This window comes from Streptomyces sp. NPDC058335, assembly GCF_042723915.1.
Classification (GTDB): Bacteria; Actinomycetota; Actinomycetes; order Streptomycetales; family Streptomycetaceae; genus Streptomyces.
Map to the genome: position 1 here is coordinate 464,011 of NZ_JBHXHX010000002.1, position 20,835 is coordinate 484,845.

The 20,835-nt window shown below is 69.4% G+C and carries 22 protein-coding genes and 1 pseudogene; 11 read left to right on the plus strand and 12 right to left on the minus strand.

Annotated features, from left to right (window positions below; translation table 11 throughout):
* Positions 1–49: 49 nt before the first annotated feature.
* Complete coding sequence (locus ACFWJX_RS05175; protein WP_383236999.1) at positions 50–592, plus strand: hypothetical protein; 543 nt, start codon at positions 50–52, stop codon at positions 590–592.
* Between the two features lie 47 nt (positions 593–639).
* On the plus strand, positions 640–1,290 hold the full coding sequence (locus tag ACFWJX_RS05180) for a hypothetical protein (RefSeq protein WP_383237002.1): 651 nt from the start codon (positions 640–642) through the stop codon (positions 1,288–1,290).
* Here ACFWJX_RS05180 and ACFWJX_RS05185 read toward each other — a convergent pair.
* Entirely contained in the window at positions 1,269–1,478 is a 210-nt protein-coding gene (locus ACFWJX_RS05185) for a DUF397 domain-containing protein (protein ID WP_383237005.1), read from the minus strand. The genes ACFWJX_RS05180 and ACFWJX_RS05185 overlap by 22 nt on opposite strands.
* Positions 1,479–1,486: 8 nt before the next feature.
* Positions 1,487–2,338: a helix-turn-helix domain-containing protein gene (locus ACFWJX_RS05190; protein ID WP_383237008.1), complete on the minus strand. Its 852-nt coding sequence runs from the start codon at positions 2,336–2,338 to the stop codon at positions 1,487–1,489.
* Positions 2,339–2,540: 202 nt separating this feature from the next.
* Here ACFWJX_RS05190 and ACFWJX_RS05195 point away from each other — a divergent pair, with 202 nt between their 5' ends.
* Positions 2,541–2,954, plus strand: a complete 414-nt coding sequence (locus ACFWJX_RS05195) for an ATP-binding protein (RefSeq protein ID WP_383237011.1) — start codon at positions 2,541–2,543, stop codon at positions 2,952–2,954.
* Positions 2,955–3,769, plus strand: a pseudogene (locus ACFWJX_RS05200) (hypothetical protein). It begins immediately after the preceding gene.
* Positions 3,770–3,858: 89 nt separating this feature from the next.
* Here ACFWJX_RS05200 and ACFWJX_RS05205 read toward each other — a convergent pair.
* Together ACFWJX_RS05205 and ACFWJX_RS05210 are read right to left on the minus strand one after the other, a co-directional pair.
* The gene (locus ACFWJX_RS05205) at positions 3,859–4,224 is read right to left on the minus strand and encodes a hypothetical protein (protein WP_383237014.1); all 366 of its coding nucleotides are present in this window, start codon (positions 4,222–4,224) and stop codon (positions 3,859–3,861) included.
* Between the two features lie 27 nt (positions 4,225–4,251).
* Positions 4,252–5,931 (minus strand): sodium:solute symporter family protein, encoded by a 1,680-nt coding sequence (locus ACFWJX_RS05210; protein WP_383237017.1) that lies wholly within the window; start codon positions 5,929–5,931, stop codon positions 4,252–4,254.
* Positions 5,932–6,103: 172 nt separating this feature from the next.
* Between ACFWJX_RS05210 and galT the strand changes: the two genes are divergently transcribed.
* Genes galT through galK form a run of 3 tightly spaced genes read left to right on the plus strand, consistent with a single transcriptional unit; the run spans position 6,104 to position 9,288 of the window.
* Complete coding sequence (gene galT / locus ACFWJX_RS05215; RefSeq protein WP_383237019.1) at positions 6,104–7,162, plus strand: galactose-1-phosphate uridylyltransferase; 1,059 nt, start codon at positions 6,104–6,106, stop codon at positions 7,160–7,162.
* Positions 7,162–8,130 carry a UDP-glucose 4-epimerase GalE gene (galE, locus tag ACFWJX_RS05220; protein ID WP_383237021.1) on the plus strand — a complete coding sequence of 323 codons (969 nt, stop codon included), beginning with the start codon at positions 7,162–7,164 and terminating at the stop codon, positions 8,128–8,130. The genes galT and galE overlap by 1 nt, the downstream gene beginning before the upstream one ends.
* On the plus strand, positions 8,131–9,288 hold the full coding sequence (gene galK, locus ACFWJX_RS05225; protein ID WP_383237024.1) for a galactokinase: 1,158 nt from the start codon (positions 8,131–8,133) through the stop codon (positions 9,286–9,288).
* A gap of 91 nt (positions 9,289–9,379) precedes the next feature.
* Here galK and ACFWJX_RS05230 read toward each other — a convergent pair whose 3' ends face one another.
* Positions 9,380–9,835 carry an N-acetyltransferase gene (locus ACFWJX_RS05230; protein ID WP_211362877.1) on the minus strand — a complete coding sequence of 152 codons (456 nt, stop codon included), beginning with the start codon at positions 9,833–9,835 and terminating at the stop codon, positions 9,380–9,382.
* 272 nt (positions 9,836–10,107) lie between these two features.
* On the opposite strand from ACFWJX_RS05230, the gene ACFWJX_RS05235 reads away from it, so the two are divergent.
* Positions 10,108–10,875, plus strand: coding sequence for a LuxR C-terminal-related transcriptional regulator (locus tag ACFWJX_RS05235; RefSeq protein ID WP_383237028.1), 768 nt, complete (start codon positions 10,108–10,110; stop codon positions 10,873–10,875).
* Here ACFWJX_RS05235 and ACFWJX_RS05240 read toward each other — a convergent pair.
* Positions 10,834–11,331, minus strand: coding sequence for a MarR family winged helix-turn-helix transcriptional regulator (locus tag ACFWJX_RS05240; protein ID WP_073498128.1), 498 nt, complete (start codon positions 11,329–11,331; stop codon positions 10,834–10,836). The genes ACFWJX_RS05235 and ACFWJX_RS05240 overlap by 42 nt on opposite strands.
* Positions 11,332–11,460: 129 nt before the next feature.
* Here ACFWJX_RS05240 and ACFWJX_RS05245 point away from each other — a divergent pair, with 129 nt between their 5' ends.
* Both ACFWJX_RS05245 and ACFWJX_RS05250 read left to right on the plus strand, forming a co-directional pair.
* Positions 11,461–12,255 (plus strand): trans-aconitate 2-methyltransferase, encoded by a 795-nt coding sequence (locus ACFWJX_RS05245; RefSeq protein ID WP_383237030.1) that lies wholly within the window; start codon positions 11,461–11,463, stop codon positions 12,253–12,255.
* Between the two features lie 513 nt (positions 12,256–12,768).
* Complete coding sequence (locus ACFWJX_RS05250; protein ID WP_383237033.1) at positions 12,769–12,942, plus strand: CsbD family protein; 174 nt, start codon at positions 12,769–12,771, stop codon at positions 12,940–12,942.
* 56 nt (positions 12,943–12,998) lie between these two features.
* Here ACFWJX_RS05250 and ACFWJX_RS05255 read toward each other — a convergent pair whose 3' ends face one another.
* Together ACFWJX_RS05255 and ACFWJX_RS05260 are read right to left on the minus strand one after the other, a co-directional pair.
* The gene (locus ACFWJX_RS05255) at positions 12,999–13,676 is read right to left on the minus strand and encodes a TetR family transcriptional regulator (protein WP_383237036.1); all 678 of its coding nucleotides are present in this window, start codon (positions 13,674–13,676) and stop codon (positions 12,999–13,001) included.
* Positions 13,673–14,683, minus strand: coding sequence for an acyl-CoA desaturase (locus ACFWJX_RS05260; RefSeq protein WP_383237039.1), 1,011 nt, complete (start codon positions 14,681–14,683; stop codon positions 13,673–13,675). The genes ACFWJX_RS05255 and ACFWJX_RS05260 overlap by 4 nt, the downstream gene beginning before the upstream one ends.
* A gap of 287 nt (positions 14,684–14,970) precedes the next feature.
* Here ACFWJX_RS05260 and ppc point away from each other — a divergent pair, with 287 nt between their 5' ends.
* Positions 14,971–17,700, plus strand: a complete 2,730-nt coding sequence (gene ppc / locus ACFWJX_RS05265) for a phosphoenolpyruvate carboxylase (RefSeq protein ID WP_383237042.1) — start codon at positions 14,971–14,973, stop codon at positions 17,698–17,700.
* A 67-nt stretch (positions 17,701–17,767) separates the two neighbouring features.
* Here the strand turns inward: ppc and ACFWJX_RS05270 are convergent, their stop codons facing one another.
* The 4 genes from ACFWJX_RS05270 to ACFWJX_RS05285 all read right to left on the minus strand — a co-directional run bounded on the left by ACFWJX_RS05270 (position 17,768) and on the right by ACFWJX_RS05285 (position 20,829).
* The gene (locus ACFWJX_RS05270) at positions 17,768–18,307 is read right to left on the minus strand and encodes a hypothetical protein (RefSeq protein WP_383237045.1); all 540 of its coding nucleotides are present in this window, start codon (positions 18,305–18,307) and stop codon (positions 17,768–17,770) included.
* Positions 18,308–18,390: 83 nt separating this feature from the next.
* Positions 18,391–18,993, minus strand: a complete 603-nt coding sequence (pth, locus tag ACFWJX_RS05275; RefSeq protein ID WP_383237048.1) for an aminoacyl-tRNA hydrolase — start codon at positions 18,991–18,993, stop codon at positions 18,391–18,393.
* A 72-nt stretch (positions 18,994–19,065) separates the two neighbouring features.
* On the minus strand, positions 19,066–19,656 hold the full coding sequence (locus ACFWJX_RS05280) for a 50S ribosomal protein L25/general stress protein Ctc (RefSeq protein WP_383237050.1): 591 nt from the start codon (positions 19,654–19,656) through the stop codon (positions 19,066–19,068).
* A 198-nt stretch (positions 19,657–19,854) separates the two neighbouring features.
* The gene (locus tag ACFWJX_RS05285) at positions 19,855–20,829 is read right to left on the minus strand and encodes a ribose-phosphate diphosphokinase (protein WP_383237052.1); all 975 of its coding nucleotides are present in this window, start codon (positions 20,827–20,829) and stop codon (positions 19,855–19,857) included.
* Positions 20,830–20,835 lie beyond the last annotated feature (6 nt).

A 20,835-nucleotide genomic window follows, 5' to 3' on the forward strand; every position in this document is an offset into this window, starting at 1 on the left:
GTGCCTGACTCCGAGCACAACCCCGTCGTCCTGGAGGTGAGTTCTTCCCATGCCGTCACTGCAGGGTGAGAAGGCGGTGCTGTTCGGCTGTTCCGCGGTTGCCCGTGTGGGTGGGGCCGTCTTCGTCGTCGCCTCCGACGAGGAACGTCTCCAGCAGCTTTACTACCGGGTCGACGCGGGAGTCAGCGCCGTCTGGCGGTCTTTCCGGGGATACGAACTGAGGGAGCGCCTGCTGGCGGACGCGGCCTCGGCGAACGAGAAACTCCTGGGTGAATTTCCGCCCGCACTGTTGCCGCGTGAATTCATGGCCGATTACTCGCGACTGGCCAGGAATCTTTTCCGGGCGCTACCCGCAGGTCAGAGCACGGTAACCGGGATTGATTTCTCCGAAATCGCCCTCCGTGCGGCGGGAACTTTGGCGGCCGGCGTTCCCGCGGCCCGGGAGGCCGCCGAGTTCGAGCGGTCCTGTCAGGAAGAGGCGGCGCGGATCCTCTCCGGTGACGGCCCTGTCGAGGAGAGCGCCGTCAGGGAGATCCGCAAGCGGTCCGGCGTATGGGCGCTGCAGTACCAAAGACTCGTACGTCCGCAATGACGACGTTTCGCTCAGGAGAACCGAGGGGTGGAATGAAGGAGGCCCGGGTGAAGCGACGGGGTTCGGCAACCGCTGCCGTCGTGCTGAGCGCGCTGCTGTCGGCATGTGACGCGGCGGGCGACGGCGGGGGCGGCAGCACCGACGGTCTGCTGAAGCCCACCGCCCAGCCGGGCGCGACGACGCGGGCGGGAGGGCTGGGCACTGCGGCGCTGGCGGCCAGGGACGTGGACGGCTTCACGGTGTCCACCACGGCCGGCCTCCGCAAGGTACGGGTGACGGAGGACGCCTGCGCCCCGCTCGCCTACGCCCTGTCCGGCACGACGGTCGGCAAGCCGACCTCCACGGTCGTGCGGGAGGCGTCGGGCGAAGGTGCCACCGTCACCGTGGTCCTCGCCGAGTACACCTCGGACGAGGCCCGGACGGCGATGGACGCCATCGGTACGGCCCTCGACGAGTGTGCGGCCGGTTTCACGGCGACGGTCGACGGCGTGGCGCACAAGGTCGGCAAGGTCACCCCGGAACTCGCCCCCGAGGGCACGGACCAGGCGATGGGCCTGGGCGCGACGGTGGAGCGGGGCGGCGGGAAGACTCCGGCCAAGGCCGTGATCCTGCGCTCGGGCAACACGGTGGCGTACCTCAGCGGCACGCCGTCGATCCCGGCCGCCGTCGCCGACGCTCAGCTGGTCAGACTGCGCTGACGGCCGTGGCTCGCGCGTATGCCCTTCAACAGGTGGGCGAGCGTGGTGGGGTTGGTGGTGAGGGTGACGGCGGGAGTGTCGCTCTCGCGGAGGTGGATGTGGGTGGGGGAGGCGGCGAGTTCGACGCAGGTGTCTCCTTCGCCGCCGTCGGAGAACGTCGACTTCTGCCAGCGCAGTGTGTGGTTCATAAGCTGCCTCACAGCTCCTTTGTCAGTCGGTGGATGAAGTCCCGTGACGCAACCGGGTCGAGCGACGCTTCCTCCACTTTACGAAGGAGTTTTCGAAGCCTTTCCAGCTGCGCTTCTGCATCAATGAAGACCACACCGGTGGGAGCGTCCCGCAGCCCGGTGTCGAGTCGGGGCACCGGGCCTCCCGCGTACACCATCGATGCTCCGGCACCGGCGAACCCGTCCTGATCGGTGGGGATGACGCGCACGGTGGCATGGCCTAGCTCGATCTGACGCAGAATCCAGCGGAGTTGAGACAGCGATGTCTGGCGGTCGGATACGCGGATGCGCAGCCCGACTTCGTGAACGATCGTCTCGTACGGGGTTGGAGAATCGCCCTCGATGACGGAGCGCCTCCTCAATCGGTACTCGACACGGGGCCCAAGCTCCCTCTCGGGCAGTTCGGGGCGCATGTACCTGAAGACCGCTCTGGCGTAGTCCGGGGTCTGAAGAAGCCCAGGGACGCGGTTGATCACGATCTCCCTCAGAAACGTCGCGTGATGCTCGGCCTCGGCCACGTCCAGGTTCACCTGAGGGAGAACGTCCCGGTACTCGTCCCACCAGCCGCGAGGGCGATCGCCCGCCATGGCCGCGAGCGCGTCGATCAAGGCCTCGTCCGTACAGGCGTAATGGGCTGCGAGGCGACGAATGCGGTCCGCGCTGACGGCCGCGATGCCGGCCTCTATCTGGCTCATCTGGCCCGAGGTCGAATTCAGGAACGTCGCCACCTCGCGGGCCTTGAAGCCTGCCGCCTCGCGTAGCCTGCGCAGCTCCGCTCCCAGGCGCATCTGTCGCGCGGTGGGTTGGCTCCTCGGTGCCATGCGTGCTCCTGTCTCAACACCCCTGCTGTCGTGCCACGTTCGGGTGTCAGATTACGGCAATGGGTTGCAGGGGCAGAAATTAATGCCTTACCGTCGGTGATGCGTTGAACACCCTGCGGAAGCGCACCGCACCGTCCTGCCATGGCGGTCGCGGCAATGCCACCGCGCCTTCACTCACCCACCCCCCACCCGGAGCTGACGCATGCCTGAACGCACTTCCGACTCCTGGGAGTACTCCCTCTCCCTCCCCAACGACCTCAGAGCCGTCCCGATCTCGCGCCGCACCCTGCGTCTGATCCTGACCATGTACGGCCTGATCCACCTCGTGGACACCGCGGAGCTGATCGCCTCGGAGCTGGTCTCCAACGCCGTACTGCACACCAAGGGCCCGGCGGCCCTGCGTGTCGGCTGGGCGGACGGCGTCCTGCGGATCGGCGCGTGGGACGCGAACCCGGAACCCCCCGACCCGCCGCGCGACTTGGCGGAGCTGACGGGCGCCGAGAACGGGCGCGGCACCGCGCTGGTCCGGGCCTGCGCCGACGTATGGGGCTGGCACCCGCTGTCCCGGTTCGGGCACCGGGGCAAGTACGTGTGGTGCGACCTGGCGGCGGCGTAGGTGGTCGGCTCGTCGCACGAGGCCATGCACCGGATCTTCCAGAAGGATCCCGCGCTGCTGACCCGTGCCCTGCAACAGGTGTTACAGATCCCCTTCCCCGAGCCGCACGACTTCGCCGCCATGAACGTCGACCTCACCGAAATCGAGCCCGTCGAGCGGCGTGTGGACACGCTGCTGCGGGCCGAGACGGACGAGGGGACGTATCTGCTGGTGGTGGAGTCGCAGGGGAAGCCGGACGAGAGGAAGCGCGGAAGCTGGCCGTACTACCTCAGCTACCTCTACGAGAAGTGCCGCTGCGAGCCGGTCCTGATCGTGGTCACGCAGAACAGCGCCACGGCTCGGTGGGCGGCCGAGCCGATCCATCTCGGGGTACGGGGGTGCCCGTCACTGACGGTGCGTCCGTTCGTCCTCGGCCCGGACAACGTGCCAGTGATCGCGAAGGCGTCGGCGCTGGTGGCCGCCCTGAAAACGCTCGACGCGGACACCGCCGCGGTCTTCGTGCAGTTCGTCGACTCCTGCCTGGCGGAACCCCAGGCACAGCAGATGGGAGGGACCTGATGACGGCGATGCAGTACTTCTGGCGGCACCCGCTCGCGGAGCAGGTGCGCGAGGAGGGGCGGGAAGAAGGCAGGGAAGAAGGCAGGGTCGGGGCGCTTGCTGAGATGACCCTGAACATCCTCCGCTGGCGAGGCATCGAAGTCGGCGACCACGTCCGCGAGCGCGTCGAATCCTGCACCGACCTCGACCAGCTCACCACCTGGTCCCAGCGAGCCGTTCATGCCGCCACCGCCGACGACCTCTTCACCGGCGAGTAGACAGGACGGGCACCGCCTGATCCCCGCACACGCACCGGGCCGGACCCCGCCACCCACGCGGACCCCGGCCCCGTACGCGAAACGCCCTCTCAGTCCCGGCGCTCCACCGCCTCCGGCGGCAGCTGCGCCGGCGGGACCGACGGGCGCAGTTTCATCCAGACCAGGAAGAAGATGCCGAGGGCCAGCATGCCCAGGCCCGTCCACAGGTTGATGTTGATGCCCTGGGCCTTGGCGATCTCCGCGTCGCTGTCGGTGAGGCCCGCGATCGTGACGATGACGCCGTAGACGACGAACAGGCCGCCGATGATGCGGCGCAGGTCGAAGATGCGGGCGGCGGTCGCCGACTTCTCCTCCAGCTCGGAGACCTCACGCTGGACGTCGGCCTCGGAGTAGCCGGCCTTGCGCAGCCGCTCGGCCGCTTCCGCCCGCTCGGACGGTTCGAATTGCTCGGACATGGTCTTTCCATCCTCCCGCGGTCGGGCCTAGAACGAGAACGGGATGTAGCAGGCGGCGGCGAGGATGATCGCGCCCCAGCCCAGCAGCGCAGGTCGCCGGTACCAGGCGTCGTCGCCTTCGGCGGCCGGCTCGGCCTTGCCGGGCGAGACGGTGCCGTAGACCAGGCCCTGGAGTTCCTCGGCCGACTTGGGGGCGGTGAACAGGGACACCGCCACCATCACCACCGCGCCGGCGACGAAGCCCGCGATCGCGGAGACGAAGTTGGCGCCCTGGTCGGTGGGGATGCCGATGATGTCCTGCTTGTAGAGGACGAAGTAGTTGACCATCGCGGCCGTAGTGCCCGCGAGCAGGCCCCAGAAGCCGGACTTCATCGACGCCCGCTTCCAGAACATGCCGACGATGAAGACGACGAACATCGGCACGTTGAAGAAGGAGAACAGCGTCTGGAGGTAGCTCATGATGTTGGAGAACGACGAAGCGAGGAACGCCGTCCCGATCGACGCCACCACGCCGATCGCCGTGATCAGGCGGCCGAAGCGGACGTAGTAGGCGTCCTCGCGACCCCTCACCACGTACTTCGCCCAGATGTCGCTGGTGAAGACCGTGTTGAAGGACGACACGTTCGCCGCCATGCCCGCCATGAACGCCGCCAGCAGACCGGTCACCGCGATGCCCAGCACACCGTTGGGCAGCAGCTGTTCCATCAGGTACGGGATCGCGTCGTTGTACTGGAGGTCGGAGTCCGCCGTGCCGATCTTCGGGACCAGGACCGCCGCCACCAGGCCCGGGATCATCACCAGGAAGACGATGAAGATCTTCGGGAACGCGGCGATCAGCGGGGTGCGCTGGGCCGCCGAGAGGTTCTTCGCGGACAGGGCGCGCTGCACCTCGGCGAAGTTCGTCGTCCAGTAGCCGAAGGAGAGCACGAAGCCGAGGCCCAGGACGATCGTCAGCCAGTTCGCGCCCAGCGGGTTGTCACTGCCGATGCCGGTGCCGCCCCAGGCGCTGACGAAGTTGTCGCCCTTGGCCGCCGTCAGCGAGTCCGTCAGGCCGCCCCAGCCGCCGACCTTCTTCAGGCCCAGCACCGTCAGCGGGATCAGGGCCGCCAGGATCACGAAGAACTGGAGCACCTCGTTGTAGATCGCCGACGACAGACCGCCCAGCGTGATGTACGCCAGGACGAAGAAGCCCGCGACCACGATCGCCAACCACTGCGGCCAGCCCAGCAGCGCCTCGACGACGATCGCGAGGGCGTACAGGTTCACGCCCGAGATCAGGATGGCGGCGAAGGCGAACAGGGCCGAGCTGAGCAGGTGCGCGCCCCTGTCGAAGCGCAGCAGCAGGAACTCGGGGACCGAGCGGACCTTGGAGCCGTAGTAGAAGGGCATCATCACCAGGCCGAGGAAGACCATGGCCGGGATGGCGCCGATCCAGTACCAGTGGACGGTGTACGCGCCGTACTGCGCGCTGTTGGCGGCCATGCCGAGGATCTCCGTGGCCGCCAGGTTCGCCGAGACGAAGGCGAGGCCGGTGATCCAGGCGGGCAGGGAGCGGCCCGAGAGGAAGAAGTCGAGGCTGGTCTTCACCGAGCGGCGCGCGGCGAAGCCGATGCCCAGGACGACCACGAAGTAGATCGCCATGATCGTGTAGTCGAGCCAGTTGGTCGGAAGGCGTAGCTCAGCCGCGAGATACGTGGGGGTTCGCATGCACTGCTCACTTTGCTTGGTGGTCTTTGTTTGGTTGTGGTGGTGACTCTCGTGGGGGATTGTGGTTTGATGTGTTTAGTTCTGTTGGAAGCTTGTTCTGCTCGGTGTGAAGCGAGCCTCGCTCGACGCGAAGACTGACGCGCTTCGCTCGGTGTACGGATGGAGAGCCGCGGTGAAGAAGACCTCGACCCGCTTGGCCGACGGTCGTGAGCTCATCTACTACGACCTGCGGGACGACGCGGTGCGCGACGCGGTGGACCGGCGTCCGCTGGACCCCACGGTCACCACTTCGGAGGTACGCAGGGACCCGCTCCTCGGCGATTCCGTCGCGATCGCCTCGCACCGGCAGGGGCGCACCTACCACCCCCCGGCCGACGAGTGCCCCCTGTGCCCCTCGCAGGGCGACCGGCTGAGCGAGATCCCGGACTCGTCGTACGACGCCGTCGTCTTCGAGAACCGCTTCCCCTCGCTGGCCGGTGACTCCGGGCGCTGCGAGGTGGTCTGCTTCACCTCCGACCACAACGCCTCCTTCGCCGACCTCACCGAGGAGCAGGCGCGACTGGTCCTCGACGCGTGGACGGACCGGACGTCCGAGCTGTCGCATCTGCCCTCCGTGGAACAGGTGTTCTGCTTCGAGAACCGCGGTGCCGAGATCGGTGTGACTCTGGGTCACCCGCACGGGCAGATCTACGCCTACCCGTTCACCACGCCCCGCACCGCCCTGATGCTGCGCCAGGTGGCCGCCCACAAGGAGGCCACCGGCGGGGAGAACCTCTTCGACGCCGTCCTGGAGCGTGAACTCGCCGACGAGCGGGTCGTCCTGGAGGGTGAACACTGGGTCGCCTTCGTGCCGTACGCCGCGCACTGGCCGTACGAGGTGCACCTGTACCCCAAGCGCCGGGTGCCCGACCTGCTCGGTCTCGACGAGGACGCGCGCACAGAGTTCCCCCAGGTTTATCTGGAACTCTTGAGGCGCTTCGACCGGATATTCGGGGAGAACCAACCCCTCACGCCGTACATCTCGGGCTGGCACCAGGCGCCGTTCGGCGCGCTGGAGGAGTTCGAGGGCGTCAACCGCGACGACTTCGCGCTGCACCTCGAGCTTTTCACCATCCGCCGTACGTCCGGCAAGCTGAAGTTCCTCGCGGGTTCCGAGTCCGGCATGAACGTGTTCATCAACGACGTGCCGCCGGAGCACGCGGCGAAGCGACTGCGAGAGGTAGCGAGTTGATGAGCGGCAAGTACTTGGTCACGGGCGGAGCGGGATACGTCGGCAGCGTGGTCGCCCAGCACCTGCTGGAAGCGGGACACGAGGTCGTCGTCCTCGACAACCTGTCCACCGGCTTCCGCGAGGGCGTCCCGGCGGGCGCCACGTTCGTCGAGGGCGACATCCGCGACGCCGGGAAGTGGCTCGACGCCTCCTTCGACGCGGTCCTCCACTTCGCCGCGTTCTCGCAGGTCGGCGAGTCCGTCGTGAAGCCCGAGAAGTACTGGGAGAACAACGTCGGCGGCACCATGGCCCTCCTCGGCGCCATGCGCGAGGCGGGCGTGCGCAAGCTCGTCTTCTCCTCCACCGCCGCCACCTACGGCGAGCCGGTCAGCACCCCCATCACCGAGACCGACCCGACCGCGCCGACCTCCCCGTACGGCGCGTCCAAGCTCGCCGTCGACCACATGATCACCGGCGAGGCCACCGCCCACGGGCTCGGCGCGGTGTCCCTGCGCTACTTCAACGTGGCGGGCGCCTACGGCGCGCAGGGCGAGCGGCACGACCCCGAGTCGCACCTCATCCCGCTCGTTCTCCAGGTCGCGCAGGGCCGCCGGGACGCCATCTCCGTCTACGGCGACGACTACCCGACGCCGGACGGCACCTGCATCCGCGACTACATCCACGTCGCCGACCTGGCCGAGGCCCACCTCCTCGCCGTCGAGGCCGCCACCCCCGGCGAGCACCTCATCTGCAACCTCGGGAACGGCAACGGCTTCTCCGTCCGCGAGGTCGTCGAGACGGTCCGCAAGGTCACCGGGCACCCGATCCCCGAGGTCATGGCCCCGCGCCGCGGCGGCGACCCCGCGGTCCTGGTCGCCTCGGCGGCCACCGCCCGCGAGCGGCTCGGCTGGAACCCGTCCCGCGCGGACCTCGCGGGTATCGTCGCCGACGCGTGGGAGTTCACGCAGAAGATCGCAAAGGAGCGGTAAGTGGGGGCAGAGCAGCAGGTCAGGGCCGGCTTCGTCGAGCTGTACGGAACCCAGCCCGAGGGCGTCTGGGCGGCGCCCGGCCGGGTCAACCTCATCGGTGAGCACACCGACTACAACGACGGCTTCGTGATGCCCTTCGCGCTGCCGCACACGGCGACCGCCGCGGTCTCCCGCCGCACGGACGGCGTCCTGCGCCTGCACTCGGCGGACATCGAGGACGGCGTCGCCGAGCTGCGGCTGGACGACCTCGTCCCCGAGTCGGACCGCGCCTGGACGGCGTACCCGGCCGGCGTGGTGTGGGCGCTCCGCGAGGCCGGGCACCCGGTCACCGGCGCCGACATCCACCTCAGCTCGACGGTCCCGTCGGGCGCGGGACTGTCCTCGTCGGCGGCCCTGGAGGTCGTCGTCGCACTGGCCCTCAACGACCTGTTCGAGCTGGGCCTCCAGCGCTGGCAGCTCGCCCGCCTGTGCCAGCGGGCCGAGAACGTCTACGTCGGCGCCCCCACCGGGATCATGGACCAGACCGCGTCCGCCTGCTGCGAGGCCGGCCACGCCCTGTTCCTCGACACCCGCGACCTCTCGCAGAAGCAGATCCCCTTCGACCTCGCCGCCGAGGGCATGCGCCTGCTCGTCGTCGACACGCAGGTCAAGCACGCCCACAGCGACGGTGAGTACGGCAAGCGCCGCGCCGGCTGCGAGAAGGGTGCCGCCCTGCTGGGCGTCGACGCCCTGCGGGACATCCCCTACGCCGACCTGGACGCGGCGCTGGAACGGCTGGGCGACGAGGAAGAGGTCCGCCGGCTCGTCCGTCACGTCGTGACGGAGGACCAGCGGGTGGAACGGGTGGTGTCCCTGCTGAAGTCCGGCGAGACCCGCGCGATCGGCCCCGTCCTGGTCGAGGGCCACGCCTCGCTCCGCGACGACTTCCGTATCTCCTGCCCCGAACTGGACCTGGTCGTCGACACCGCCCTCGCCGGCGGCGCCCTCGGCGCCCGCATGACCGGCGGCGGCTTCGGCGGCTCGGCGATCGTCCTCGCGGAAGCGGCCGACGTCGACACCATCACCAAGGCCGTCGAAGAGGCCTTCGCGGCGGCGGGCTTCACGGCCCCGCGGATCTTCGAAGCGGTCCCGTCGGCGGGCGCCCGCCGACTCGGCTGAACCGTTCGGACAACGCCTCAGCCCCGCACACCCGTGCGGGGCTGACGGCTTTTCCGGGGGAGCGCGGCGGGCGCGGACGGCTCCGAGGCCGTCACCCCAGCCGCTTGGTCAGCGTGTACTCCGTGATTCCCGGCGGGTAGTCCTCGATCACGCACACGACCTCGTAGCCCTGCCGGCGGTAGAAGTGGGGGGCCTGGAAGTCCCAGGTCTCCACGCGGGAGCGCCGGCACCCGCGTTCGTCGCGGGCCAGGCGCTCCGCCTTCGCGAGCAGGCGGGTGCCGAGGCCGGTGCCGCGGTGGCGTTCGTCGACCCAGAGGTAGGTGACGTGCAGCCAGGTCGTCCAGGTGTGGCCGACCAGACCGCCGGCCAGCGCGCCGGTGTCGTCCGACGCCCACACGTGCAGCGGCGCCTCGCGTTCGGCGGGGGTGCCGCGCAGCGCGCGCAGGACGGGGGAGGCCGCCGTGTTCGTGTCGCGCAGCCGGGAGCGGAGCAGATCACGCCGGGACCTGTCGACTTCTGCCTCAAGACGGAACATGCGGCACACCATAAGCGCGCGGGACGGCCAGTTCTGCCATTCGCCTTCCCCTCCCCGCGCACAGCCCTACGCTGTTCACCAGCACCGGTGGGGGCCGGTACTGATCAGGGGGCGAGACAGCCGGGTACGACGCCCGCGGTGGGGGTAGCACTCTCTGCACGGCGGCGGCCGTGCGGTCGAACACCCCTTCCGGGCGTCGTGCCCGCGCCGGTCGTCGTTTCTCCGCCGTTCTCCGCGCCTGGGGTATCCCCTGCTCCGTGAAGGAGCCTGGGGAAGGGGGTTTCGTGGTTCGTATCCGAGTTCTGGTCGTCGACGACCACCGTATCTTCGCCGAGTCGCTCGCCGCCGCCCTGGCGGCCGAGCCCGACGTCGACGTCTCCGCGGCCGGCAGCGGCCCGGCCGCGCTGCGCAGTCTGGAGCGCGCCGCCGCCGAGGGACGCCGCTACGACGTCCTGCTCGTCGACGCCGACCTGGGCGGGAACCTGCCCGGCGTCCGGTCGGCCGTACCCGTGCGGGAGGTGGGCGAGGACGGGCTCGTCGACGGGCTCTCCCTGGTCGCCGGCGTCCGCGTCAGCCAGCCGTACGTCCGGATCGTCGTCCTCGCCGAGAAGGACGACCCGCGCCGCGCGGCCCTCGCCCTCCAGGCCGGGGCGTCCGGCTGGGTGGCGAAGGACTGCTCGCTGTCCCGGCTGCTCACCGTCGTCCGCGGGGTGCTGCGGGAGGAGACGCATCTGCCGCCCGCCCTGCTCACGGGCGTGCTCAAGGAGCTGACCGCCGCGCGCAAGCACCGTACGGAGAGCGAGCGGCTCGTGGAGTCCCTCACGCCGAGGGAGCGCGAGGTGCTGCGCTGCATGGTCGCCGGGCTGGGGCGCAAGGCGGTCGCCGAGCGGCTGTTCCTGTCCCCGCACACCGTCCGCACCCACATGCAGAACGTCCTCGGCAAGCTGGGGGTGCACTCCACGCTCGCCGCGGTCGCGCTCGCCCGGCGGGCGGGCGTCGGACCGGCGGACCTAACCGGGGATGTTGTCGAACGGGGCGGTCAGCTGGCGTAGCAGCGCGGCCAGCTCGCCCCGCTGGGCGTGGGACAGCTCGGCGAGGATCGCCCGCTCCTGTTCCAGGAGACCGGCCAGTGCCTGGTCGGCGCGGTCCTTGCCGTCGTCCGTGAGCCGCACCAGCACACCGCGCCGGTCGCTCGGATCGGGCAGCCGCTCCACCAGGTCCTTCTTCGCCAGCCGGTCGATACGGTTCGTCATCGTGCCCGACGTGACCAGCGTCTGCGTCAGCAACTGCCCAGGCGACAGCTGATACGGCGGACCGGCGCGCCTCAGCGCGGTCAGCACGTCGAACTCCCAGGGCTCCAGCTGATGCTCGGAGAACGCCAGACGGCGTGCGCGGTCCAGGTGCCGGGCCAGCCTGCTCACCCGGCTGAGTACTTCCAGCGGCTCCACGTCGAGGTCCGGGCGCTCCCGGCGCCACGCTGCGACCAGTCGATCGACCTCGTCCTCCATGACGATCAGTGTAGTGGTTGTGTCGATGTGAAGTCTCTTGATGTGAAGTCTCTTGACGTCAAGCTAAATCGGCTGGGACCGTGGACCCACCGAACGAGGAAGACTTCACCACGAGGAGGCCGCCGCCCCATGTCCACCCCCACCTGGGACCCCGCCCAGTACCTGCGCCACGCCGGCCACCGCGCCCGCCCCTTCGCCGACCTCCTCGCCCGCGTCCCCGGCCTGCCCGGCGACCCGCCCCGCATCGCCGATCTCGGCTGCGGCCCCGGCAACGTCACCACCGTGCTCACCGACCGCTGGCCCACCGCCCGCGTCACCGGCTACGACAACTCCGACCAGATGCTCGCCGAGGCCAGGGCGCACGCCGGCCCGCGCCTCGACTTCGCCCACGCCGACCTCACGACCTGGACGCCCACCGAGACGTACGACCTGATCGTCTCCAACGCCGCCCTCCACTGGGTCCCCGGTCACCTCGACGCCTTCCCCGCCTGGCTGGCCGGCCTCGCACCCGGCGGCACCTTCGCCTTCCAGGTCCCCCACAACATCGACGCGCCCCTGCACGCCCTCATGCGCGAACTCGGCAACACGCCCCGCTGGAAGGGCCGCCTCGGCGAGGTCCTCCGCCCCGAGGACTCCGTCCACGCCCCCGAGGTCTACCTCGACCACCTCGCCCGCCTCGGCTGCGAGACCGACGTCTGGACGACCACGTACCACCACGTCCTGGCGGGCGAGGACCCCGTCCTCGACTGGGTCAAGGGCACCGGCCTGCGCCCCGTCCTCACCGCCCTCGCCGACGACCCCGAGGCCCGCGACACCTTCGTCACCGAGTACCGCGACCTGCTCCGCGAGGCCTACCCGCCCCGCCCGTACGGCACGGTCCTCCCGTTCCGCCGCCTGTTCGCGGTGGCCCGGAAGGGGAAGTGAGATCTACGGTGCCCGGCCCAGGTGGGTGACCAGGATGCGGATCGCGGCGTCGTCGATGACGTAGAGGACCCGGTGGTCGCCGATGCGGAGCCGGCGGAGGTCGGGGGATCCGTTGGGGACGATCCCACCGGGCGGGGATCGTCGGCCAGCTTGTCGATGCCGTCGAGACCCGAGCGGCCACGTCCGGGGCGGGCGGCTCGAACTCGATCTCGTAGGTCACTTGTGCTCAAGTCCCAGCCGCTTGCGTACCTCTGCCATGGGGATGCCGGGCGCCGGCGTGCCCTCGGCCTGGCGGCGCTCGTGGTCCGCGACGGCCAAGGCGCCTTCGAGATCTTCGGCAGTGGGCCACGCGGTGTACCAGGTCATCGAGCTGGGAGCCGGCCTCGTCGACCGGAATCCTCGTCATCCGCACAGCGTGTCAGGGGCGGTCGCGTGAATGGTTGTTTCAGACAGACGCGACGGGTCACCCGTAGTAGTGCGACAGACGCCGTACCTCACTAGGAGTGATGGAACGTGGCACGCGAGAAGAAGTCCAAGGCGAAGATGGAGCAGGCCAAGGGCAAGGCCAAGGAAGCGGCCGGGCGGGCCGTCGGCAACGAGCGGCTCGAGGCCGAGGGACGTGCCGAGCAGGCCAAGGGTGACGCCCGCCAGTCGAAGGAGAAGGCGAAGGACGTCTTCAAGCACTGACGGACCGATGTGCCGAGGGCCCCCGTCCACAGGACGGGGGCCCTCGTACGCGTACGTCAGCTCTTGCGGCGGCCTATCAGGTGCGGCTTGGCCTCCAGGCCGTCCAGGCCGTGCCACGCCAGGTTCACCAGATGCGCCGCGACCTCCGCCTTCTTCGGGCGCCGCACGTCCAGCCACCACTGACCGGTCAGCGCGACCATCCCCACCAGCGCCTGCGCGTACAGCGGCGCCAGCTTCGGATCGAAGCCGCGGCTCTTGAACTCACGGCCCAGGATGTCCTCCACCTGGGTGGCGATGTCCGAGATGAGAGACGCGAAGGTACCCGTCGACTGCGGGATCGGGGAGTCGCGCACCAGGATGCGGAAACCGTCCGTGTACTCCTCGATGTAGTCCAGCAGAGCGAACGCCGCCTGCTCGCACAGCTCGCGCGGGTGACCGGCCGTGAGGGAGCTGGTCACCATGTCCAGCAGGCGCCGCATCTCACGGTCCACCACCACCGCGTACAGCCCCTCCTTGCCGCCGAAGTGCTCGTACACCACCGGCTTGGACACCCCGGCCTTCGCCGCGATCTCCTCCACCGACGTGCCCTCGAACCCCTTCGCCGCGAAGAGCGTGCGACCGATCTCCAGCAGCTGCTGGCGACGCTCCGCACCGGTCATCCGGGTGCGACGCACTCGCCGCGGCTTCTCATTGCTCGGGGTACTGCTGGAGTCGGTCGCCACGGCGTCCATCATGCCGCGTCGGCGGCCACCTTCCCGCGCCGGGAGCCGTCCCCGCCCGTGTTCCGGCGCGAATCGATACGCGAGCGTGACGGCCAGCGCACGTCGTACGCCCAGCCCAGCATCTCGAACCAGCGGATGAACCGCGCCGAGGAGTCCAACTGGCCGCGCATCACACCGTGCCGCGCCGACGTGGGGTCGGCATGGTGCAGGTTGTGCCAGGACTCACCGCAGGACAGAACCGCCAGCCACCACACGTTGCCGGACCGGTCGCGCGACTTGAACGGCCGCTTGCCCACCGCGTGACAGATCGAGTTGATCGACCAGGTCACGTGGTGCAGCAACGCCACCCGCACCAGCGAACCCCAGAAGAACCCGGTGAACGCCCCCCACCAGGACATCGTCACCAGCCCGCCGATCAGCGCCGGCAGCGCCAGCGAGAGCACCGTCCACAGCACGAACTGCCGGGAGATCGCCCGCAGTGCCGGGTCCTTGATCAGATCCGGCGCGTACTTGTCCTGGGGCGTCTGCTCCTCGTCGAACATCCAGGCGATGTGCGCCCACCACAGGCCCTTCATCAGCGCCGGCAGCGTGTCACCGAAACGCCACGGCGAATGCGGGTCACCCTCCGCGTCGGAGAACTTGTGGTGTCTGCGGTGATCCGCCACCCAGCGGACCAGCGGTCCCTCGACCGCCATCGACCCCATGATCGCCAGGGCGATCCGCAGAGGCCGCTTCGCCTTGAAGGAACCATGCGTGAAGTACCGGTGGAAACCGATGGTGATGCCGTGGCACCCCAGGTAGTAGAAGAAGACCAGCAGGCCGAGATCCAGCCAGCTCACCCCCCAGCCCCAGGCCAGCGGCACCGCCGCCAGCAGGGCCAGGAACGGCACGATGATGAAGACGAGCAGTGCGATCTGCTCGATCGATCGCTTCTGCTCACCGCCCAGAGTGGCGGAGCTGGTGGGGGAGTCGTCGGGCGCCGGTGAAGGGTCTTCGATCACGTCGGAGCTAGAGGTCATGCGCGTCCCCTGTGGGGTCGTGGGTTGAGAGAGGTGCCAGGCCGGGAGACCGCACCACACTTCCTACGGTCCCGTAACCTACGGCGTCGTAAGTATGGCAGTGCGGCGCCCGGCGGCAAGGCCCGCGAGTCTGCGCGTCCGCACGGACACCTATCCTTGGAGACGGTCGGACAGCGCGGTCCGCTCTGTTTTCTTCCCGGATGTCAGGTCTGTATGCGGCCCCGCCGCGGGGCCTGACGTCCGAGTTCCCTCCCGGACGAGCTTCAACACTGCAAGGAGCCGCACCTGTGAGCAGTGCCGACGACCAGACGACAACCACCCCCGAGCTGCGCGCCGACATCCGCCGACTGGGTGACCTCCTCGGTGAGACCCTCGTCCGGCAGGAGGGCCCCGAGCTCCTCGACCTGGTCGAAAAGGTCCGCCGCCTCACGCGCGAGGACGGCGACGCAGCCGCCGCGCTGTTGCGCGGCACCGAACTGGAGACCGCGGCCAAGCTGGTCCGCGCCTTCTCCACGTACTTCCATCTCGCGAACGTCACCGAGCAGGTCCACCGCGGCCGCGAACTGCGCGCCAAGCGCGCCGCCGAAGGCGGCCTCCTCGCCCGCACCGCCGACCGCCTCAAGGACGCCGACCCGGACCACATCCGCGAGACGGTCCGGAACCTCAATGTTCGCCCCGTCTTCACGGCACACCCCACCGAAGCCGCGCGCCGGTCGGTCCTCAACAAGCTCCGGCGCATCGCCGCGCTCCTGGAGACCCCCGTCATCGAGGCCGACCGCCGCCGCTACGACACCCGGCTGGCCGAGAACATCGACCTCGTCTGGCAGACCGACGAACTCCGCGTCGTCCGCCCCGAGCCCGCCGACGAGGCCCGCAACGCCATCTACTACCTCGACGAACTGCACGCCGGGGCCGTCGGCGACGTCCTCGAGGACCTCACCGCCGAACTCGAACGCGTCGGCGTCACCATCCCCGCCGAGACCCGCCCCCTCACCTTCGGCACCTGGATCGGCGGCGACCGCGACGGCAACCCCAACGTCACCCCCCAGGTCACCTGGGACGTCCTCATCCTCCAGCACGAACACGGCATCAACGACGCCCTGGAGATGATCGACGAACTCCGCGGATTCCTCTCCAACTCCATCCGCTACACCGGAGCCACCGAGGAACTCCTCGCCTCCCTCAAGGCCGACCTGGAACGCCTCCCCGAGATCAGCCCCCGCTACAAGCGCCTCAACGCCGAGGAGCCCTACCGGCTCAAGGCCACCTGCATCCGGCAGAAGCTGGAGAACACCAAGCAGCGCCTCGCCAAGGGCATCCCGCACGAGCCCGGCCGCGACTACCTCGGCACCAGCGAGCTGATCGGCGACCTCACCCTCATCCAGACCTCGCTGCGCGAACACCGCGGCGGCCTCTTCGCCGACGGCCGCATGAACCGCACCATCCGCACCCTGGCCGCCTTCGGCCTCCAGCTCGCCACCATGGACGTCCGCGAACACGCCGACGCCCACCACCACGCCCTCGGCCAGCTGTTCGACCGCCTCGGCGAAGAATCCTGGCGCTACTCCGACATGCCCCGCGAGTACCGCACCAAGCTCCTCGCCAAGGAACTGCGTTCCCGCCGCCCCCTCGCGCCCACCCCGGCACCCGTCGACGCCGCCGGCGAGAAGACCCTCGGCGTCTTCCTCACCGTCAAGCGCGCCCTGGAGGTCTTCGGACCCGAGGTCATCGAGTCGTACATCATCTCCATGTGCCAGGGCGCCGACGACGTCTTCGCCGCCGCCGTCCTCGCCCGCGAGGCCGGCCTCGTCGACCTGCACGCCGGCTGGGCCAAGATCGGCATCGTGCCCCTCCTGGAGACCACCGACGAGCTGAAGGCCGCCGACACCATCCTCGAGGACATGCTCTCCGACCCGTCGTACCGCCGTCTGGTGGCGCTGCGCGGAGACGTCCAGGAGGTCATGCTCGGCTACTCCGACTCCTCCAAGTTCGGCGGCATCACCACCAGCCAGTGGGAGATCCACCGCGCCCAGCGCCGCCTGCGCGACGTGGCGCACCGCTACGGCGTCCGCCTGCGTCTCTTCCACGGCCGCGGCGGCACCGTCGGCCGCGGCGGCGGCCCCTCCCACGACGCGATCCTCGCCCAGCCCTGGGGCACCCTCGAAGGCGAGATCAAGGTCACCGAGCAGGGCGAGGTCATCTCCGACAAGTACCTCATCCCGTCGCTGGCCCGCGAGAACCTGGAACTGACGGTCGCCGCCACCCTCCAGGCCTCCGCCCTGCACACCTCACCCCGCCAGTCCGACGAGGCCCTCGCCCGCTGGGACGCGGCCATGGACCTCGTCAGCGACGCCGCCCACGACGCCTACCGCAAGCTCGTCGAAGACCCCGACCTCCCGTCGTACTTCTTCGCCTCCACCCCCGTCGACCAGCTCGCCGACCTCCACCTCGGCTCCCGCCCCTCCCGGCGCCCCGACTCCGGCGCCGGCCTCGACGGGCTCCGCGCCATCCCGTGGGTCTTCGGCTGGACCCAGTCCCGCCAGATCGTCCCCGGCTGGTACGGCGTCGGCTCCGGCCTCAAGGCCCTGCGCGAGGCCGGCCTCGACACCGTCCTCGACGAGATGCACGGCCAGTGGCACTTCTTCCGCAACTTCATCTCCAACGTCGAGATGACCCTCGCCAAGACGGACCTGCGGATCGCCCAGCACTACGTCGACACCCTCGTCCCCGACGAGCTGCGCCACGTGTTCGACACCATCAGGACCGAACACGCGCTCACCGTCGCCGAGGTCCTCAAGATCACCGGCGAACAGGAGCTGCTGGACGCCACCCCTGTCCTCAAGCAGACCTTCACCATCCGCGACGCCTACCTGGACCCCATCTCCTACCTCCAGGTCACCCTGCTCAAGCGCCAGCGTGACGCCGCGGCCGCCGGCCAGGAACCCGACCCGCTCCTCGCCCGCGCCCTCCTCCTCACCGTCAACGGCGTGGCGGCAGGCCTGCGCAACACCGGCTGACCCGCACACGACATGAAGGGCGCCCCCGAGAAACCGGGGGCGCCCTTCGCGCGTCGTACGTCCTCTCCTACACCGCCAGGAACGCCGCCGTCAGCAACGCCATCCCCGACCCCGCCAGCACCCACCCCCACCGCGCCCGCCCCAGCCCACCCGCGACCACCACCGACGCCAGCAGCAGCGCACCGCCCATCGGCACCCACGCGTACAACACCCCGGCAGGACCGGACCGTACGACCTCGTCACCGCCCGGCTTGATCACCACGGTGTAGGTCCGCCCCTTGCGCACCGCCACCGTCTTCTCGATCACCACCCGCGCACGGGCCTGCGACCCCGACGACAACGGCGTGTACGGCCCCGAACAGCTGTCCGCACCGCAGCGTGCCACCTCGATCGTGCCCTGCTCCCGGCCCTTCGTCAGCATCACGTGCTGCGCCGTCCCCCAGGACCCCCACACCCCCGCCACCAGAATCAGCGAGGCCACCACCCACATCGCCGCCAGCCGGCCGAACCGCAACGCGGCCGCCGCGGCCCGACGGGAGGAACCCCGGCGAGCGGGACCCCGATGGGACGTGGCGGCGGCGACGGTGGCAGGCATGGCCGGGATCATTGGCCATGCCCGAACGGCACGTCAACCTCGGCGGGTGACAAGTCGCGAGTTGTCCGTACCTTTCCGCGACCCACACCCCGCACCTACGAGTTGTACGTCCCCTGCGCCCGCTCCAGGCCCTCGATCACCAGACACTCCACCGCGTCCGCCGCCCGGTCCACGAAGTAGTCCAGCTCCTTGCGCTCCGCCCCCGAGAAGTCCTTCAGCACGAAATCCGCCACCTGCATCCGCCCCGGCGGACGGCCGATCCCGAACCGCACCCGGTGATACTCCGCCCCGAACGCCTTCGTCATCGACTTCAGACCGTTGTGCCCGTTGTCCCCGCCACCCAGCTTCAGCCGCAGCACCCCGTAGTCGATGTCCAGCTCGTCATGGACGGCCACCACATTGGCCACGGGCACCTTGTAGAACTCCCGCAGGGCATTCACCGGCCCACCGGAAAGATTCATGTACGACATCGGCTTCGCCAGCACCACCCGACGGTTCGCCGGCCCCGGCGGACCGATCCGCCCCTCCACGACCTGAGCCTGCGCCCGCCCCGCCCGCTTGAACCTCCCCCCGATCCGCTCGGCCAGCAGATCGGCCACCATGAACCCCACGTTGTGCCGGTTCATCGCGTACTCCGGGCCCGGATTGCCCAACCCCACGATCAACCAGGGGGCATTGGCGTCGGTCGTCACGTCCATGTCTCCTTGATACGCGCCAGCCGCTGCCCCCGAAGGGAACAGCGGCTGACGAACAAACGACGACGGTGAGGATCAGGCCTCCGCGGAAGCCTCTTCGCCCTCGCCCGCCGCGGCCTCCTCCGCCTGCGCGGCCAGCACCTGGAGGACGACGGTGTCGCCGTCGACGCCCAGCTTGGTGCCCGACGGCAGCGGGATGTCCTTGGCGAGCACCGAGTCGCCGGCGGTCAGGCCCTCGACGGACACCGTGACGGACTCGGGGATGTGCGTCGCCTCGGCCTCGACCGGCAGCGCGTTGAGGACGTGCTCCAGCAGGTTGCCACCGGGAGCCAGCTCGCCCTCGGTGTGCACGAAGATCTCGACGTTGACCTTCTCGCCACGCGTGACCAGCTGAAGGTCGACGTGCTCGAGGTAACCGCGGATCGGGTCACGCTGCACGGACTTCGGGATCGCCAGCTCCTTGGACTCGCCGTCGATGTCCAGGGAGATCAGGACGTTCGGCGTACGCAGCGCCAGCAGCAGCTCGTGACCAGGCAGCGTCAGGTGGATCGGGTCCGAACCGTGGCCGTACAGAACACCGGGAACCTTGTTGTCACGACGGATGCGGCGGGCCGCACCCTTGCCGAACTCGGTGCGGGACTCAGCGGCGATCTTTACCTCGGACATGGAAATCACTCCTCGTAGAAACAGCGACGGACAAGGTCACCCGGCCACGAACGGCCTGCTACGAAGAGCGCGTCGATAACGGACCGCCGTACCACGTGACACACGCGTACGGCCTCCCTCGCCGAGCAACCTGAGCAGTCTACTCGGCAGGGGAGGCCGCAGAAAAATCGATCAACCAGAACGGAAGGCCGCGTACGCCTACTGCTCGTCGAACAGGCTCGTCACCGAACCGTCCTCGAACACCTCACGCACCGCGTTCGCGATCGTCGGCGCGATCGACAGCACCGTGATCTTGTCCACCTCCAGCTCGCCCGGGGTCGGCAGCGTGTTCGTGAAGACGAACTCACTCACCGGCGAGTTCTTCAGACGGTCCGCCGCCGGACCGGACAGCACACCGTGCGTCGCCGTCACGATGACGTCCTCCGCACCGTGCGCGAACAGGGCGTCCGCCGCGGCACAGATCGTGCCACCCGTGTCGATCATGTCGTCGACCAGCACACACACCCGGCCCTCGACCTCGCCCACGACCTCGTGGACCGTCACCTGGTTCGCCACGTCCTTGTCGCGCCGCTTGTGCACGATCGCCAGCGGCGCACCCAGACGGTCGCACCAGCGGTCCGCGACCCGGACCCGGCCCGCGTCCGGCGACACGACCGTCAGCTTCGAGCGGTCCACCTTGCTGCCCACGTAGTCCGCCAGCAGCGGCAGCGCGAACAGGTGATCCACCGGACCGTCGAAGAAGCCCTGGATCTGGTCCGTGTGCAGATCGACGGTGAGGATCCGGTGCGCACCCGCCGTCTTCATCATGTCCGCGATCAGCCGCGCCGAGATCGGCTCACGGCCGCGGTGCTTCTTGTCCTGCCGCGCATAGCCGTAGAACGGCACGATCACGGTGATCGAACGCGCCGACGCACGCTTCAGCGCGTCGATCATGATCAACTGTTCCATGATCCACTTGTTGATCGGAGCCGTGTGGCTCTGGATCAGGAAGCAGTCCGCACCACGAGCCGACTCCTCGTAACGGACGTAGATCTCACCATTGGCGAAGTCGAAGGCCTTCGTCGGGACGACCCCGACACCCAGCTGGTGGGCGACCTCCTCGGCAAGCTCGGGGTGGGCGCGGCCGGAGAAGAACATCATCTTCTTCTCGCCGGTCGTCTTGATCCCGGTCACAGCACT